The organism is Corynebacterium amycolatum SK46 (genome assembly GCF_000173655.1).
GTDB lineage: Bacteria > Actinomycetota > Actinomycetes > Mycobacteriales > Mycobacteriaceae > Corynebacterium > Corynebacterium amycolatum_A.
This window is the reverse complement of record NZ_ABZU01000003.1, coordinates 102,017-117,763: the sequence shown is the minus strand read 5'-3', so window position 1 is coordinate 117,763 and position 15,747 is coordinate 102,017. Positions and strand designations below refer to the sequence as shown.

The window sequence follows — 15,747 nt, the reverse complement described above, 5'->3', positions numbered from 1 at the left end:
CAACGATTGTAAAAGGGGATCGTGAAAGGGGAACGAAATGGCAGTCTCATGCGTTGAACAAAGCAGTGACAATAGAGGGCGGACAATAAAGAGTGGACACTGGGCAGACGAAAATGTGTGAGGGCTCGGTAGGAAAGGGAGTTTCGAGGTTGACTAACTGGGACGATCGTCGTTACGGCGACGAGTACGGTCCGGCGGATTACCTGAATAATAGTGGCAGGAGCGCTTATCGGGAGCACGACCCATATGCGGCGTACGATGCGGCAATGCCGTATCAGGCAGTGCCACATCTGGAAGTGCCATATCTGGTAGCAAACATTCCGGTCGGCTATGAAAGCGGGTACCCCGCTAGCTATGGTGTGTCTTCCTTCGGTGAGCTCAGTGCTAATCCCAAAGTCGCGCCGCTGACCGCTCAAATGGCAGTACACCTGGGCTTTGACCCCAATCTGGCCAATGGCTCAGTGGCACGTCGTGGTGGTGCGCTGCTGGTGGATTCTGTCATCTATATTGCGTTGATTGCTGCTCTTGCAGTTCTTGGCAGCATTGTGGGTAGTTCGGACAGCGGTGTGATGGTGCTGCTGTTAAGCCTCTTCCTCGGTCCCGGTGGTTTTTACCTCTACCGCGTGGCGGGGGACTCCATCTTCGACGGGTCGCCGGGTAAGCACGCCATGGGCATGAAAATCGAAGGTGCACACGGGATGCCAGTTTCAGCCCGCGATGGTTTTGTGCGCAATGCCTGGATTCTGCCGTCGATGATTCCAGTCGCCGGTTGGTTTGTCTCTGCAGGCCTGGCTGGCTGGATTGCGATGGGTGCGTCCCGCGATCCGCTGGGGCGAGGCCGCCATGAGCTCTCGGTTCGCACGCGAGTGGTGGAAAAACCAGAGACGCGCGAGCTTCAGCGCGGGCAGCGCCACATGGACAATCGCATGGGCAGCAAAGAGCCGCAGTCGAAGCAGCTGAAGCGGACTAAACGGGTTAAGCGCGGGAAGTAGAGCGATCAGGGCGAGCGGGGCAGGGCCGAAACGTGAGCCCCGAGGCCTAAGCCCCTGTCAGCTCCGCGTAGCGGTGCCGGTGGTGCTCGGTAAAACCGAGCGTCCGGTACAGCGCAATGCCGGCCTCGTTTGAGCCCAGTACCTGTAAGTATGCCGAATCTGCGCCGTGCTGCGCACCCCAGTGCATCATATGGATTCCCAGAAGTGTGCCAAGCCCTCTGCGGCGCATATCGGCTGCGACTTCCACAGCGGAGAATCCGAGCCACACCCGGCCATCGTCCGATTCGGTCAACGTGCCGCGCGTAATTGCTACCGTGCGCATGCCTTCAGGCGCATTGTCGTCAGGTACTTGCAGTCGACCGAAGCACATGCGGCCATCGATTTCATTGCGCAGTAGCTGTAGCGCATGCTCGGGCAGCGTGGTGCCACGGAAATGGTAGAGCCCCAGCCAATCGTCGTCAGGTTGATCAGCGATGTCCACCTGCACGTTGGCCAGCTCGGCGCTGTGGCTGTCCAGCACCTGTTCAGCGCTGTGACTGTCCAGCACATGTTCAGCGCTGTGCTCATCAAGCACCTGTTCAGCGCTGTGCGAACCAGCCCCCAACTCAGCGGGCGGTAAATCCCCATCGAGCGAGCGCGTCATAACCACAATGTCCGGCCCGACCGTCCACTCTGGCCCCGCGACCAGTGCCTGTGCAGGCTTGGCAATCCGATCCGGAACCGCAATCCGTACCGGCAAATCGTGGGAATCGTAAAACGACTTAATCTTCTCCAGCGGCACCGGCTGAGTGCTGGCTCCGGGTTCGAGCGGCAGTGCGGAGTTGGAACGCTCCGTAATACCGTCACCCGCACGCAGTAGCCAGCCCGACTCCACCACATGCGCGATACCCGGGAAGGCCTTTGCGGTCGCAGTTTCCACGGCGCGAATATCCGAATTGCGCACCGGGTGATCCGGCAGGGCCTTCACAATCAAAATGTGCTTATCGCTAAAGTCCACTGCTGCCACGGACTCGTCGGCACGCACGCCAGCGCGAACCTGCGGACGTACGACGAACGGATCCATGCTGAGCACGTGCCCAATGACGTCCGTAGTCTTCTTTCCGCTGGCCAGCGCCTCTTCATCGGTCAGCGCGCGACGCACAATGACGCGACGTCCCACCGCCACTTCACCGACGCCCCAGCGGGAAATCGGTAGCTTCTGTGCTGCATTTTCGCTTGCCGACGACTCCAATTGCCTATCCGCCACGATCTAATCCTCGTGGCCGAACGGATTCGGATCCACGCCCGGCATCCAGGTCAGGCCGCCCTCGGTCCAACCGGCGCGCTTGATTTCCTTCTTGGCCATGCGCTTCCAACGGCCGGTCAGGCAGTCGGTGTAGAGGAACCCATCCAGGTGGCCGACCTCGTGCTGCATGCAGCGGGCGAAGAAACCGGTGGCCTCGATGCGGACCTCTTCACCGTTTTCATCCAGACCGGTGACGACGGCCTTCTCCGCGCGGTTGGTGGGGAAGGACAGGCCGGGCACAGAGAGACAGCCTTCGTCGTCGGAACCGTCGTCGTTAGGCATGGTCTTCGGGATTTCACTGGTGGTCAGCACCGGATTGATGACGCAGCCGCGGTGCCAGACGTCGTCGTCATCGGGGCAGTTGTAGACGAACAGGCGCTTGCCGACACCCACCTGGTTGGCAGCCAGCCCCACACCGTGGGCGCGGTCCATGGTTTCGTACATGTCCTCGATGAGCTCGCGCAGCTCGGAGACGTCCTCGGTTACCGGCTGGGTAGGAGTGTGGAGAACGGGGTCTCCGGCAATCACAATGGGGCGGATAGTCATGCCGCTGATTCTACTCGGCGTCCATGTTTTCTAAATCCCCTGGTGATGTCTGGAGGGTTCGGTGTTTGTAGACCGGGCTGGATTTTTGGGTGAGGCTGGGTGGCTGGATCTTACGATGTATCTTCACTAAGTATCTGCATAGGCAGTGTCGTGCAGAATAGAAAATCAGGCCGAGCGAGAAGGAAAGTGGGGTGCGGAAAATGGCGAGCAAGAAGCCCATAGGCGGCAGCCACGAACCTGAGACCGAGCTGCGGCCTGACTCAGCCGAGCATCTCGGACTCGCGGGGGATACCAGCGGTATTGAACCCGTTTTGGCACAGAAAATGCTGGATTTTGAGAAGGAATGGCTGAAAGTTGCCCGCCGTGGACCGCGTATGGCCGGTGCGCGGCAGGAGGCAATTCGACGTCGCTTTGCCGAGGACTTTGGCAACAACACAATCCGTTACCACCAGGTGCTTTCGCGACTTTTGGATTCGCCCGCAGCGGAAGCTGCCGAGCCCGTGCTGGTTCATCGGCTGCGCGCCGTGCGGGACAACCAAGACGCATAAGGTTCAAGTTTCACTTCACGGTTCGGCGGCGGAACATATAGGATGTGGGATGTGTCTGACCAATTAAACCCTCAGAATTCGCCGCGTCCGGGCCGTCATCGACTCGATGACGACTTCGACGACTTCGATGAGTACAGCGATTACGCAGAGGCTCCCGCCGCTGGCGGCGCTCATGCGTACTCCGAGCCGTCGGATGCTCAACGCGCAGCGCCCAGATCTGCGGCTCCGGCCGCTGGCGCAGCCGCTGCTGGTGCCACCACTGCTGCCACTACTGGTGCTGGCTCTCGGGCTGCTGCTAGCAATTCCGCAGCTGCTGATGGTGTTGATGACGGCGACATCGGCGACGGTGCCGGTGATGGCCGCTACATGCGCGTTCTCGCTATCGTGCTGCTTGCTATCGGCGTGTGCCTGGTCGCCTACGGTGCCTACGCCCTGAGCACGCGTGGCGACGATGCCGAGAACACCGGCCAGAATGACACCTCGGCATCCGCTCCGGCTGACTCTGGTGCGCCTGCTGACTCGGCCAACGGCAGTGATCCGGCAAAGGATGGTGCTGCTGGAGATGGTGACGGCGAGGTCCCGCCGCCGCCACCGGCAAATGAGCCGGGCAAACCGGTTCCTCCCGCTGAGAATCCGCCGGCACAGGGTGAGGCCAACGAAGCGCCACAGATTGACCGCAAGACTGTCAAAGTCAGTGTCCTGAACAACTCTGAGGTCGTGGGCCTTGCCGATGACCTGTCCAAGCAGATGGGCGAGCAGGGCTGGGGCGCCGGCGAGACCGGCAACGCTCCTGAAGAAAAGATGGGTGTGTGGGAGAAGACCACCGTCTACTTCGACCCGAGGAACGAAGAGGAAAAGGCCGCCGCTGAGCAGATCGCGCACGACAACGGTTGGGAAGCCGCACCGCGCGATGACCGTCTCCGGGACGCTCCTGCGGGAATCGTCGTGGTCGCCACTGACCCGGCTCACTAGACTCCCAGCTCACTAGACTCCCGGCCCACCAGACTTCGGTCTCTCACTAAGGGGTACTAGTATTCTGCTAGTAGCCAGTGAGGTCTGTGAGGTTTTTATGTTCGCCGTAATGCGTCGTCGCGTTGCTGTCGCCACCGCGTTGGGTTGTGCTGCAACACTGTTGGTTTCCTGTTCGGGGGTTGAATCCAGCGGTGACAAGGACGGGAACGCAGACGCGTCGACAAGCACTGCGCCAGTGAGCGTAGATCCGGCTGCACCGAAGCTGACCGAGCGCGTCAGCGCCTATAACTTCATCCGCACAAACGACGACGGATCAATGAAAATGCTGGCAACTGTCCAGGTCATGAGCTCCAAGGGGTGGATGGGCCTTTCCGACGAAAAAGGTCAGTTCACTACTTTGGAGGAAGGCAAGTACACAGTGCAGGCGCGCGGTGCATCTGGCTGCAGTGGCATCGGAAGCCCCGCGGCTGAGGGGTTAGGCGTCATCGGCGAAGTGCACGTCGATAGCAAACAGAATGCAGATGTCTGGAACGTGCCGTCCAAGGTGGACGAGGACAGTTTCACCACAGTTGCGCTTGTCGATTCCAACGGTGACCTTGCCTCCTGCGCAAAAACCGTCACCTGGACGGAGCCAACTGAGGAAAACGATTCCTAGTGTGAAAAAATAACGGTATGACTGAGCAATTTTCCGGATCGGCGCAGCCATCTCTGGGCGTGGAATGGGAAGTGGCGTTCGTCGACCGACGAACGCGCGACACCGCCCCCGCTGCTGCCGAGGTGCTCGACATCATCGATGCGGAGCATCCCGGACATGGGCTCCAGCGCGAGTTCCTCGCCAACACCGTGGAGCTCGTCACCGGTGTGCACATGAACGTGCCCGATGCCGTAGCGGAGCTCCAAAGCCAGCTGGACATGGTTCTCGACGCCGCTGACCGCGTTGGGGTGGATGTGTGGTCATCGGGCTCGCATCCGTTCGCCCGCGGTACTGCTCAGCAGGTCAGCGCCAAGGGGCACTACTCCGAAATCATCAACCGCACTCAGTGGTGGGGTAACCAGATGATTATCTGGGGAGTCCACATCCACGTTGGCATTAAGGACTCCGAACGCGTTTGGCCGATTATTCAGGCCCTGGCAACGAAGCTGCCGCACATGTTGGCGCTGTCTGCCTCCTCACCGGCCTGGAATGGTGAGGACATGGGTTACGCTTCCAACCGAAGCCTGCTCTATCAGCAGCTGCCCACCGCGGGTCAGCCGCCGGCGATTTACACCTGGCCCGAGTGGGAGTCCTACATGCACGACCAGTCCCGCTCCGGCGTCATCAACCACACCGGCTCGATGCACTTGGACATCCGCCCGGCATCAAAGTACGGCACCATCGAGATTCGTGTCGCCGACGCTACCTCTAACCTGCAGGAACTCGCCGCTATCGTGGCATTGACGCACTGTCTGACGGTTTACTACGACCGCATGTGGGAGGCTGGCGAGGAACTACCGTCGCTGCAGGCCTGGCACATCGCCGAAAACAAGTGGCGCGCCGCCCGCTACGGCATGGACGCGCTGGTCATCGTCAATCGCGATACCGACGAGCGGTGGGTTCGCGATGAACTCCGTGAGCTTGTGGTTCAGCTCGCCCCGCTTGCCGACGAACTGGGCTGCCGAGCCGAACTGGAATTCGTCAACAACATCGTGGAAATTGGCGCGGCATACGAGCGTCAGCGCACTGTGGCGGATGCGGCCGGGGCGCTGCCTTCTATGGCTACCGAGGACGAGGTACGGGCGAACGAAGAGCGCATTGGCCATACCCCGTGGCGGGCCGCCGTGGATCTTGCGGTGCAGGAGCTGCGTGCCGGGCATCCGATAGCGCCTGCAGATTTCCGCGAGCAGGTAGACGACTAGCCGTCGTTAAGCGGTGTGTGCCTAGTCACTTTGTCATGAACCCAGTCAGTAACTTAAGGCCATTGTCCTCTCGTTATTCCCGGCTGTCATCGCGGGCCAGGCTGTCCTCGTCGACGAGCCTCTCCTTGAACGCCTCGTGGCCAACGCGGTTACTAACAATCGGCGATGTACCCAGAGCAAACAGGATAATCAGGGTCAACAGAGCCAAGTCACTGCTAGTAGTTGTGTGAGCTGACGCGTGCGTGGCGACGTGCACAAGCGAGCCCGACAGCGTCAGAATTAGCCCCAGCGTTTGTGGCTTGGAGGATGCGTGCATGCGACTGATGGTGTCGCGGAAGCGTATCAATCCCACGGACGCTGCAACGCACAGTAGCATTCCGGTGATTATGAGTGCGATGGCGATAATGTCAGCCACGAGAATCATTTGGACTCTCCCTTCACTGTTTTCGGAGCCGTCGTCGGTGTTGCCTTAGGCGCTGCTTTCTGAGCGGTTTTCTTTGGGATGACCTTACTTGTTGTTTTCGACACACCCTTCCGGGCGCTCTTCGCGGGCGTCTTTCCATCGTCCGGGACGCGGAACTTGGCCACTGCCAAGGAAGATAGGAATCCGAGTAGTGCAATGATGAGCATCGGGTAGACCACTGAGGTGTCCAAGCTCCATGCCATAAACGCAGCGAGCATGCCCTGCAGCATTGCGGTCATGGACTCCAGACTCACTAAGCGATCCAACGAATTTGGTCCAGCAATCATGTGCCCGAGAGTGATTAGTACCGCAATGAAATAGCCCGCGGCAGCCACTCCGAGCAGAGTGTTAAAAACTTCCGGGTTCATCGGCTACTCCTTACGCTGCCCTTTTCGCTCTTTTCGCCGCTTTTCGCATTGCTCGGCTGCTCCCCGCCGGAGGCCGGCTTAGCCGGATGCTCATGGACATCGCGGTTTTCAAACGCACGAATCACCCGTCGCTCAATTCGAGTTAGCTGGTTGATTTGCTCGGCTACCTTGCCCGTCGACGATGCGTCGAGAATGTGCATGGTCAGCGTCTTTTTCCGCTTATCGATGTCCACAATGATGCCGCCCGGCTGCAAGTTAATTAGTGCCATTGCAGTCGTGAGCGAAATATCGTCATTGGTGCGCATAGGGACTTTGATGATGGCCGTCGGCGGCGGATCATCTCGTCGGATGGCCAGCCAGGAGACACTAATAGAGGCCTTCACAAAGTCGATTGTCCAGGAACCGAACAGTCGCACCATGCCACCGAAGTTGATATCCAGCGCGCTGTTTGGCGGGATAGGCATGGCGAGGTTGAGCAACGTGGCTACCAGGATTCCCGAAAGCACATTGGCAAATGTCACCTCGCCCCACAGCATGACCCAAATAATCAGCGTGAACAGGAACAGCAGGATTGAAATACGCGGTGGTCGTTTTGCGGCCACCTTGGCGCGAGCTTTACTCATGAGCTTTCACCTGCCCCTTCCAATGTGCTGGTGGGACGTTCGGTCACCGGGGTCGACTCCCACGGGCTCTTGGTGCGGCCCGGGTTTTCCAGCTGTTCTAGGCCCTTATCATCGGCCGAGTCGATACCGAGAACTGCCGCGCGGTACTCATCAACATTTGCGACGTTGCTTGCCGCTTCGGTAGCCACATTAGACAGCGGCCCGGCCAGAACGGTCACGCCCACAGAGGCCATCACCAGCAGGGCCGTCGGCATCACCATGCCGAGTGGCATCCTGCCGACGTCGTCACGCTCTGCGATAGCGACCATTTGAGTCCTTTCCCGGAGTGCAGCTGGCTGCGCCAGCACGGTGTCACCCTCTGGGGCATCGGAACGGTCGCGCCAGAAGGCCTTCGACCAGACGAGAATCATGGTGTAGAGGGTCAGCAGGCTGGTGATAATCGAACCCGCAACCAGAATCCACGCGGTGGCGGATCCGTTCTGTGCGCCGGCCTCAATGAGCATGACCTTGCCTAAGAAGCCCGAGAACGGCGGGATACCACCGAGGTTGAGCGCGGGCACGAGGTATAGCAGCGCCAGCAATGGTGAGGATTTGGCCAGGCCGCCCAGGCTGCGCAGGGAGGAGGAGCCCGCCTGGCGTTCGATAAGCCCGACCACCAGGAACAACGCTGTCTGCACCAGAATGTGGTGGACGATGTAGAAAATCGCGCCGCCGAGTCCCAGCGTATTGCCGACGGCAATACCGAAGATCATGTATCCGATGTGGGACACCAGCGTAAATGACAAGAGACGTTTGATGTCATTTTGGGCCATGGCGCCGAGAATGCCCATGAGCATTGTCGCTAGGCCGGCCCACATCAGGACGTCGTCAAGCCTGCCGTCGGGGAAGACGACACTGCGCGTGCGGATGATCGCGTAGACACCCACCTTCGTCAGCAGACCCGCGAAGACCGCGGTGACCATTGACGGTGCGGTGGGGTAGGAGTCCGGCAACCACGCCGACAGCGGGAACACCGCCGCCTTCACCGCGAAGGCGACGAGCAGCACGGCGAAGATCGCGGTGCGGGTGCCATCGGGAATGTCCTCCATACGCAGGGAAATATGCGCGAAGTTCACCGTGCCGACTGCTTGATAAACCAGGCCAATCGCCAGCAGGAACACCATCGAGGACAGCATGTTGACCATCACATACGACACGCCTGCGCGAGTGCGTGACGACGATGCCCCCAGCGTGAGCAGCACGTAGGAGGCTACGAGCAGAACCTCGAAACCGACATACATGTTGAACAGGTCGCCAGCCAGGAAGGCCATCGAGACACCCATGTTGAGCAGCATGTACGTCGGAACGAAGACGGAGATCGGCTCATCTTCGTCACCATCGCTAATACCCTGGCCGATGCCGAACCACATCACGGCAAAGAGGACCAGCTGAGAGACGGTAATCATCAGCACTGCGAGGTTGTCGGCCACGAGCGTGATGCCGATTGGACCGTCCCAGCCGCCCACCTGGACCGTGTGGATGCCGTGGGCGTAGATGAGATACACCAGCGCGCTGGCGATTCCCAGCAGGCTGCCGAGTGAAATCAATGCGATAGCCTGCTGTGCTTTTGGGAAACGCGCCAGCAGCAGAGCAATTGCGGCGGTGGCGGCGGGGACGATGATTGGCAGCGGGATTAGCGCCAGGATTAATTGCTCAGTCGTCATCGTCGTCACCTCCTGGGGTGTTGGATGGTGGGGTCACAGGCTTTTCGAAACTGGCCGGACCGAAGTTATCGCCGGCCTCCGTGGGGCGACCGGTGGTGGGGTCATCGGACTTGTCGTGATCCGGCGCAGCTGACGGGTCGCTGGCGCGACGCTGTGCCAGGCTGCGGTCCTCGTGGTCATCCTGCACGTGATCGCCGATGCGGTAGCGGTGCTGGCGATAGAGCAGAGCCAACAGGAAGGCGGTCATGCCCATGGAAATAACAATTGCGGTGAGAATGAAGGCCTGGGGCAGTGAGTCTGCCTGAGCATCGCTGACAAGCGACTCCCTATCCCAAATCGGTGGCTGCCCCGGGGAACCGGAGCCAAGCAGGATGAGCAGGTTGATACCGTTGCCCATCAGCAACAGGCCCATGAGCATCCTGGTCAACGAACGATCGAGGAACAGGTACACCCCTGTGGCGATCAGCGTGCCGACAGTAGCTAGCAGAACAAAATTGAGAATCACTGGTGAGTGTCCTTTCCTTCGGTCCTAGCTGAGGATGTCGGTTCTGAGGCCTCCGAGGTGGCCGTGTTGGCAGTGCCTGAGGGGTTAGTGCCAGCAGGTTTAACGCCTGCGGGCTTAACACCTGCGGGGTTAGCACCTGCGGGCTTAACACCTGCGGGCTTAGCCGCCGCCAACTTGCTGCGCAGCTGGCGGGACTGGCCGAGTGCGGCTCGATTCACACGACGTGAACGATCACGCTCAGCGCGAAGGTTCATCTGAACATCGATGCCACCGCCCAAACTGCGCAGGATGTAGACGATTGTGCCGACCACGATCATGTACACGCCCAGGTCAAAGAGCATGGGGGAGACAACAGTGACATCGCCGAGCAGCGGAATCTCCCTCGAGCCGTACCAGGAAGTCAGCGGAGCCCAACCCACGAACAGTGGCCATACGGCGCTAAGAGCCGACACCAGCAGACCGCCGCCGAGAAGTACCTCGGTAGGAATTGGCAGAGTTGCTGCCAATTCACGATGCCCGCCGATGAGATAACGCATGGTCAGTGCCAGCGCAGCCACGAGGCCACCTGCGAAGCCACCACCGACATCGTTGTGGCCGGCGAAGAAGAGGTAGATGGAAACCACCATCATGGCGGGGAAGAGCACGCGCGATGCCACTAGAACCATGATTGGGTAGCGCAACCGCTCGGCTTCACCGGACTCATCGATGGTGTTCAACCAGCGGGTGGTGCGGCGAGCACGATTCCGCTGCGGCTTAATCTTTGAGCGCATGTGCATCGTGTGCGTGCGGAATACCAGCGAGGTAATCCCCAGTGCCACCATCACCAGCACGGTGATTTCACCGAAGGTATCCCATGCGCGGATGTCGACAAGAAGCACGTTGACCGCATTCTGGCCGTGTCCAATGTCGTGAGCAAGCGGCGGAATGTCGCCGGAGATCGGCTCAGTACGACGGGAGCCCATAGCGTAGGCGGCCAACACGGGGACAGTGACACCGACTGCGATGGCTAGCCATGCACGGTGTCGTATCCATCTCGGATTCGATGCCGGTGCCCGCGGCGAGAGCGTGCGCAGCACCAACACGAAAACAATCATTGAGACCGTCTCAACCAGCAGCTGTGTCAGAGCCAAATCAGGCGCGCCGTACATGGCGAAGATAATGGCCAAGCCATAGCCGGTCACACCTACCAGGATGACGCCGGAGAGCCTGTTTTTCTGTTGGGTAGCGGCCAGAGCCGCGATGATCATAATCAGTGCGACGGCGCCCTGCGGTGCGGAGTCCCACAGTTCCATCCGGAGCTCATCACGCTCACCGAGCAACAACGCGCCGATGGACAGCACGATGAGGGTCAGCAAAATGACCGCTTCATTCAACGGAAGGGAACCGCGCTGGGTCGCAGCAGTGGCACGGAGAGAAAGACGGCGGGCCAAGTCCAGGATGCCGTCGTAAAGCGCATCGGCACTACCGAGAGCCGGCTGCTCAAACTGTAGCTGACGCACCAGTTTGCGCTGCCAGTGCATGATGCCGCCTGTGACCAGAATTGTGGCTGTCAGCGCCAGAGGAAGGGTGAAACCGTGCCAGAGAGCCAGGTGCGATTCTGCTTCCGCATTCGGGAAGGCACTGGTGAGGTAGGGCGAGATAGTCGAGTCGAGGACCCGTGGAATCAGACCGAAAACCAGACCTGCCAGCGCCAGCAGCCATGCCGGGCCAATCTGGTCCCAGGTCGGGGAATCCATCTCGGCGACGGCGGGGGAAGTGCCACCGCCGCTGGCGTGCGTGCTGGACTTGGTCGCAAACGCGGCACGCAGCAGGTAAAGCGAGTACGCCACGGTAAGAATCGAGCCTACGACCAGGCCAATGGTGGTAAACACCGACGGCATACCGTGCAGTGGTTCAGCATTGAGCGTGGCCTCCAGAGCCGCTTCCTTTGCGACAAAGCCGAAGAACGGCGGCACACCCATCATCGAGGCGGCGGCGAGAATCGAAATCACCAGCAGCTGTGGCGACTTTTTGCCCAGGCCAGAGATCTTACGGATATCGCGCGTACCCGTCAGCCTGTCAATCGTTCCCGCGATCATAAACAGCGCGGCCTTGAACATGGCGTGTCCGAGAGTCAGCGCCAGGGCTGCCAGCATCGTCGCACGCGTGCCTATCGACGCTACCGTGATGATGAATCCCAACTGGCTGACAGTGCCATACGCTATGATCAGCTTGAGATCCATCTGGCGCAGAGCCATCCAGCCACCCATAATCATGGTCAACAGGCCGAGCGGGATGATGATTGGTTGCCACGCGTTGGTGGCATTGAAAGTTGGCGCAAGTCGAGCGACCAGGAACACACCGGCTTTGACCATCGCTGCCGAATGCAGGAAAGAAGAAACCGGGGTAGGGGCGGCCATTGCGCCGGGCAACCAGAAGTGGAAGGGCGCGATAGCGGACTTAGAAAGTGCGCCGATGACCAGCAGGATTGCGGCTGTGGAGACTGCTGCGGAGTTCAGCTGCGACGTGGTCAGCGCGCCAGGTGCTGTGAGATCGGAGAAGTTCCAGAAGCCGGTGGTCACTCCCATCAGGACGATACCGACCAGCATAATCAGTCCGCCCAGCGTTGTGACCAGGAGCGCCTGGCCCGCTGCGCGACGGGAGGAAGCTCGCTCGGCATAGTAGCCCACCAGGAGGAAGGAAAGAACCGAGGTAATTTCCCAGAAGACAAACATCAGCATGATGTTGTCACTGATGACCAGGCCGTACATAGCCGCGGCGAAGGCAACCATTTGAGCTGCGAAGGAGCCTATGCGACGACGTTTTCCGGACGGCGGGTTGACGAAGTATCCGGAGCAATACACCAGTACGAGAAAGCCAATGGTCAAAACCAGTGTGCCGAAGAGCGATTCAATAGGACCTAATCGCAGGTTTACATCCAAGTGGATAATGGGCATCCACGAAAAATGCGTGACGGCGGGTTGCGTGGTTGCGGAGGTTTCCCCGTTTGCATTCGCTAGAGCTAAGCGAACCAGATGGGCGCCGGTGTAGATAGCGCCACCTGCCAGAGGGAGGCTGAGAACGAGAAACCCGCGGGTTCCGAGCCACTTAATCGTCCATGGTGCAATCGCTGCCGTAAGGAACAGGATGCACAGGAGAGAAGTCACCATTCCATAATGAATGGAACACACCGGTTCCTGCAACCCCGTTTTAGGGACTTAAGTATTCAAAACGGGGTTAACCGAGTGTGGGAAAACGGGAAAAGTTTTCCGGTGTGGTGAAAATTCGGGGGTGGGAATTTAGGCATTTTTTGGGGCTTGGCAATCGACTGCCAAGCCCCACGATTGGCGCATTTGTTACTCGTGTGCTACTCGAATGTCACCTGTGCATTAGCCATGCAGGCGGTTAGCAGCACAGACCAAAGCGGAGAGCACGGAAGCCTCCGGAGTCTGGCCAAAGCCCATGGTCCACACATGGTCATTGTTGTGACCTGCGTAGACAAAGGTAGCCGTAGCCTCGAAAATCTCGAACTGGTGGAACTCCACGATTTCAACGCGGTAACCTGCATCAGCCAGCAAGTTGGTGCAAGCCGACACCGGCCCCATAGCGGTGATCTCCTGGTTGAAGGTGCGGGTGTGGCCGTCCTTGTCGGTCAGCGACAAATCAGCGTTAAAGTTCCAGCGGCCCAGGGTGCCACGGGTTGCCTCGAAATTCTTGATTTGGACTGGGCCGTTTGTGGGGGAGTAAGTGTCCTTGAACTTCTGCCAGTTCATGCCACGAGCTTCCTGCCTCAAGCCACGAGGCAGGCGATGTCCGAAGCGAGCCCTAAACGGATCGTCGGAATAAGTTCGCACATTGCCGTTGTCCTGGTGTTCCAACGAAGGGCGCTTGCCCGTGAAGGTCGTCGAAGTGGACATGTTCTTCTGGGTGCGAGTGGAAAACATTCTTTTCTGGTCCTTTGCTTAATTGCTTTGCTGTGAGTGGCGGACCAACCAAGTGCTTCGAGAAGTTGCGGCCAGAGACCCCGTGTGGAGGGGTCAGTCCTGTCGGCCTCCACCGGGGTTCGTAGCCTTCGCTACTCGAATAAGAATGTTCTGCTGCATGGGTCGAACCTTACTACAGAAAAAAGATGTGACACAAGTCATTCATCGAATAATCTGGCAGATATTTTTTATGTGCCCGTTAAATTCCGTTGACGGAAGCCAAGAAAACTGCCTCGCCAATAGCGATGTCGCGAATCTCGTTCGGGTCCACCGACTCGTCAGCCGAGTGAATGCGTGCCTGCGGCTCTTCCACGCCGTAGAGTGCGATGTCAGCACCTGGTACGGCCTCCAGCAAGGTGGCGCACAGCGGAATTGAGGCCCCCTCGCCCATGCTTGCGGTCTCCTTGCCGTAGGCGGCCGACAGGCTGTCGGCAACCAGCTGCACAACCTTGCCCTCAACATTGGCCCGGAATGGGTTCGCTAGCTCGTCGCGCTCAACCGTCACCTTCACACCCCACGGAGCATGCGCGTGCAGGTGATTCTCCAGTGCGTCCTGTGCTTCGGCCGGGTCGACGCCGCCTGGGATGCGGAAGTTGATGTGCGCCATAGCGGTCGATGGAATTGCATTGACAGCATTGGTTGCTGGTGGGCAGTCGATTCCGGTCACAATCACCGATGGGCGAGCCCAGGTCAGGTCAGAGACGGAAGCGTCCTCGTTGCTAATCAGGTCCACGCCGTCGAGCACTCCCGCATCGGCGCGGAAAGTTTCTGGCGCGTAGTCCAGGCCCTCCCAGCGCTGCGAGCAGTCCAGACCGTCAATAGAGGTAAAGCCATTTTCATCGCGCAGGCTGTCGAGCATACGAATCAGCGCCGCCAGGGCATCCGGAGCCGCGCCGCCGAACATGCCCGAGTGCACCGGCTGCTCCAGAGCATCGACGCGAACTTCCACATCGGCGGTGCCGCGCAGGGTGGTTACGAGTGTCGGCTGGCCAACCTCGGCATTGCCGACATCCGCGATGAGGATGACGTCGGCGTCGAAAAGCTCCGGCTGTGTGGCGATGAGGTTGTTCAGGCCCGCCGATCCGCGCTCCTCGGAACCTTCTACGATGAGCTTGATGTTTGGCATGTCGACGCGGCCCGCAAGCGCGTCGTCACGCAGCGCGCGTAGCGCAGCTAGGTGCATGACCACGTTGCCCTTGCAGTCGGCGGTGCCACGGCCGTACCAGCGACCGTCGCGCTCGTCGAGCGTCCACGAATCTGCGGTCCAAGCGGATTTGTCGCCCGCCGGCTGAACATCGTAATGAGAGTAGAGCAGTACGGTCTTCGCGCTTTCCGACGACCCGGGGACGAAACCCGACAGTGCAATCGAGCCGTCGACAGTGTGGTGCGCCTCCAGCTCGATTCCCAGCTCTGCGTACATGTCGGTAACCGCCTGGGCTGCGTCAATGCAAGCCTGCTTGGTTTCTTCGGTGCCGTGTACGGAGGGGAAAGCCACCAGCTCGGTCAGCTGGGTACGGATGGTCTCGCGTTGGCTGGAGATGTGGTCTCGCAGGGTCTCCGTGAGTTCCTTATTAATAATGCTCATGTGCGACAGTGTAGGCGCACAACCATGATGGCGTTGGAAGTGGCATAAGGAGTGACGCCAGGAGTGACAGTGCTTATCCTTGCACTCGATGGGGTTGAGTGCTAGAAAAGTGAATTAGCACTTGCTCTAATTGAGTGCTAATAAAAACAACTTCACACCTTGTGTATGCGTGTGCTGAAACAAGTGTTGAAAAGTCGTTAAAAAGTACAGTGTTGACTCCGGTGATGGAGAGGGCGGCGCTTCCCTCGAATCACATGCCGTCGCGGGCGCCTGGGTCAACTTCCAATGTAAGTGCCACA

Annotated in this window: 15 protein-coding genes; 5 read left to right on the top strand and 10 right to left on the bottom strand. The window is 59.4% G+C overall.

Annotation, left to right across the window (positions count from 1 at the left end; translation table 11 throughout):
• Positions 1-149: 149 nt before the first annotated feature.
• A complete protein-coding gene (locus tag CORAM0001_RS03790) occupies positions 150-992 on the top strand; it encodes an RDD family protein (protein WP_244261986.1) in 843 nt (280 codons plus the stop codon).
• A gap of 46 nt (positions 993-1,038) precedes the next feature.
• Here CORAM0001_RS03790 and CORAM0001_RS03785 read toward each other — a convergent pair whose 3' ends face one another.
• Both CORAM0001_RS03785 and CORAM0001_RS03780 read right to left on the bottom strand, forming a co-directional pair.
• Entirely contained in the window at positions 1,039-2,238 is a 1,200-nt protein-coding gene (locus tag CORAM0001_RS03785) for a GNAT family N-acetyltransferase (protein WP_005510084.1), read from the bottom strand.
• A gap of 3 nt (positions 2,239-2,241) precedes the next feature.
• Positions 2,242-2,823: a peptide deformylase gene (locus tag CORAM0001_RS03780; protein WP_005510195.1), complete on the bottom strand. Its 582-nt coding sequence runs from the start codon at positions 2,821-2,823 to the stop codon at positions 2,242-2,244.
• Positions 2,824-3,023: 200 nt separating this feature from the next.
• On the opposite strand from CORAM0001_RS03780, the gene CORAM0001_RS03775 reads away from it, so the two are divergent.
• The 4 genes from CORAM0001_RS03775 to CORAM0001_RS03760 all read left to right on the top strand — a co-directional run bounded on the left by CORAM0001_RS03775 (position 3,024) and on the right by CORAM0001_RS03760 (position 6,239).
• Positions 3,024-3,371, top strand: a complete 348-nt coding sequence (locus CORAM0001_RS03775; RefSeq protein ID WP_040361086.1) for a DUF3263 domain-containing protein — start codon at positions 3,024-3,026, stop codon at positions 3,369-3,371.
• A gap of 51 nt (positions 3,372-3,422) precedes the next feature.
• Positions 3,423-4,343: a LytR C-terminal domain-containing protein gene (locus tag CORAM0001_RS03770; protein WP_005510229.1), complete on the top strand. Its 921-nt coding sequence runs from the start codon at positions 3,423-3,425 to the stop codon at positions 4,341-4,343.
• A gap of 97 nt (positions 4,344-4,440) precedes the next feature.
• Positions 4,441-4,998 (top strand): hypothetical protein, encoded by a 558-nt coding sequence (locus CORAM0001_RS03765; protein ID WP_005510155.1) that lies wholly within the window; start codon positions 4,441-4,443, stop codon positions 4,996-4,998.
• A 17-nt stretch (positions 4,999-5,015) separates the two neighbouring features.
• Positions 5,016-6,239 (top strand): glutamate--cysteine ligase, encoded by a 1,224-nt coding sequence (locus CORAM0001_RS03760; RefSeq protein WP_005510221.1) that lies wholly within the window; start codon positions 5,016-5,018, stop codon positions 6,237-6,239.
• 73 nt (positions 6,240-6,312) lie between these two features.
• Here CORAM0001_RS03760 and CORAM0001_RS03755 read toward each other — a convergent pair whose 3' ends face one another.
• From CORAM0001_RS03755 to CORAM0001_RS03720, 8 genes are all read right to left on the bottom strand, one after another.
• Positions 6,313-6,663, bottom strand: a complete 351-nt coding sequence (locus CORAM0001_RS03755; protein ID WP_005510100.1) for a monovalent cation/H(+) antiporter subunit G — start codon at positions 6,661-6,663, stop codon at positions 6,313-6,315.
• Entirely contained in the window at positions 6,660-7,070 is a 411-nt protein-coding gene (locus tag CORAM0001_RS03750; RefSeq protein ID WP_005510176.1) for a monovalent cation/H+ antiporter complex subunit F, read from the bottom strand. Before CORAM0001_RS03750 ends, CORAM0001_RS03755 begins: the two co-directional genes overlap by 4 nt.
• The gene (locus tag CORAM0001_RS03745) at positions 7,067-7,693 is read right to left on the bottom strand and encodes a Na+/H+ antiporter subunit E (protein WP_005510109.1); all 627 of its coding nucleotides are present in this window, start codon (positions 7,691-7,693) and stop codon (positions 7,067-7,069) included. Before CORAM0001_RS03745 ends, CORAM0001_RS03750 begins: the two co-directional genes overlap by 4 nt.
• Positions 7,690-9,396 (bottom strand): Na+/H+ antiporter subunit D, encoded by a 1,707-nt coding sequence (locus CORAM0001_RS03740; RefSeq protein ID WP_005510080.1) that lies wholly within the window; start codon positions 9,394-9,396, stop codon positions 7,690-7,692. The genes CORAM0001_RS03745 and CORAM0001_RS03740 overlap by 4 nt, the downstream gene beginning before the upstream one ends.
• Complete coding sequence (locus tag CORAM0001_RS03735) at positions 9,386-9,901, bottom strand: Na(+)/H(+) antiporter subunit C (protein ID WP_005510181.1); 516 nt, start codon at positions 9,899-9,901, stop codon at positions 9,386-9,388. The genes CORAM0001_RS03740 and CORAM0001_RS03735 overlap by 11 nt, the downstream gene beginning before the upstream one ends.
• Positions 9,898-13,050 (bottom strand): Na+/H+ antiporter subunit A, encoded by a 3,153-nt coding sequence (locus tag CORAM0001_RS03730; protein WP_040361084.1) that lies wholly within the window; start codon positions 13,048-13,050, stop codon positions 9,898-9,900. Before CORAM0001_RS03730 ends, CORAM0001_RS03735 begins: the two co-directional genes overlap by 4 nt.
• 219 nt (positions 13,051-13,269) lie before the next feature.
• A complete protein-coding gene (locus CORAM0001_RS03725) occupies positions 13,270-13,824 on the bottom strand; it encodes a 2-isopropylmalate synthase (RefSeq protein ID WP_005510166.1) in 555 nt (184 codons plus the stop codon).
• Between the two features lie 238 nt (positions 13,825-14,062).
• The gene (locus CORAM0001_RS03720; RefSeq protein ID WP_005510246.1) at positions 14,063-15,448 is read right to left on the bottom strand and encodes a dipeptidase; all 1,386 of its coding nucleotides are present in this window, start codon (positions 15,446-15,448) and stop codon (positions 14,063-14,065) included.
• Positions 15,449-15,747 lie beyond the last annotated feature (299 nt).

Coding starts and splice junctions, on each gene's coding strand:
- CORAM0001_RS03780 (WP_005510195.1), bottom strand. CDS start 2,823: ATGACTATCCGCCCCATTGTGATTGCCGGAGACCCCGTTCTCCACACT.
- CORAM0001_RS03745 (WP_005510109.1), bottom strand. CDS start 7,693: ATGAGTAAAGCTCGCGCCAAGGTGGCCGCAAAACGACCACCGCGTATT.
- CORAM0001_RS03740 (WP_005510080.1), bottom strand. CDS start 9,396: ATGACGACTGAGCAATTAATCCTGGCGCTAATCCCGCTGCCAATCATC.
- CORAM0001_RS03730 (WP_040361084.1), bottom strand. CDS start 13,050: ATGGTGACTTCTCTCCTGTGCATCCTGTTCCTTACGGCAGCGATTGCA.
- CORAM0001_RS03775 (WP_040361086.1), top strand. CDS start 3,024: ATGGCGAGCAAGAAGCCCATAGGCGGCAGCCACGAACCTGAGACCGAG.
- CORAM0001_RS03760 (WP_005510221.1), top strand. CDS start 5,016: ATGACTGAGCAATTTTCCGGATCGGCGCAGCCATCTCTGGGCGTGGAA.
- CORAM0001_RS03750 (WP_005510176.1), bottom strand. CDS start 7,070: ATGAACCCGGAAGTTTTTAACACTCTGCTCGGAGTGGCTGCCGCGGGC.
- CORAM0001_RS03765 (WP_005510155.1), top strand. CDS start 4,441: ATGTTCGCCGTAATGCGTCGTCGCGTTGCTGTCGCCACCGCGTTGGGT.
- CORAM0001_RS03755 (WP_005510100.1), bottom strand. CDS start 6,663: ATGATTCTCGTGGCTGACATTATCGCCATCGCACTCATAATCACCGGA.
- CORAM0001_RS03725 (WP_005510166.1), bottom strand. CDS start 13,824: ATGTTTTCCACTCGCACCCAGAAGAACATGTCCACTTCGACGACCTTC.
- CORAM0001_RS03720 (WP_005510246.1), bottom strand. CDS start 15,448: ATGAGCATTATTAATAAGGAACTCACGGAGACCCTGCGAGACCACATC.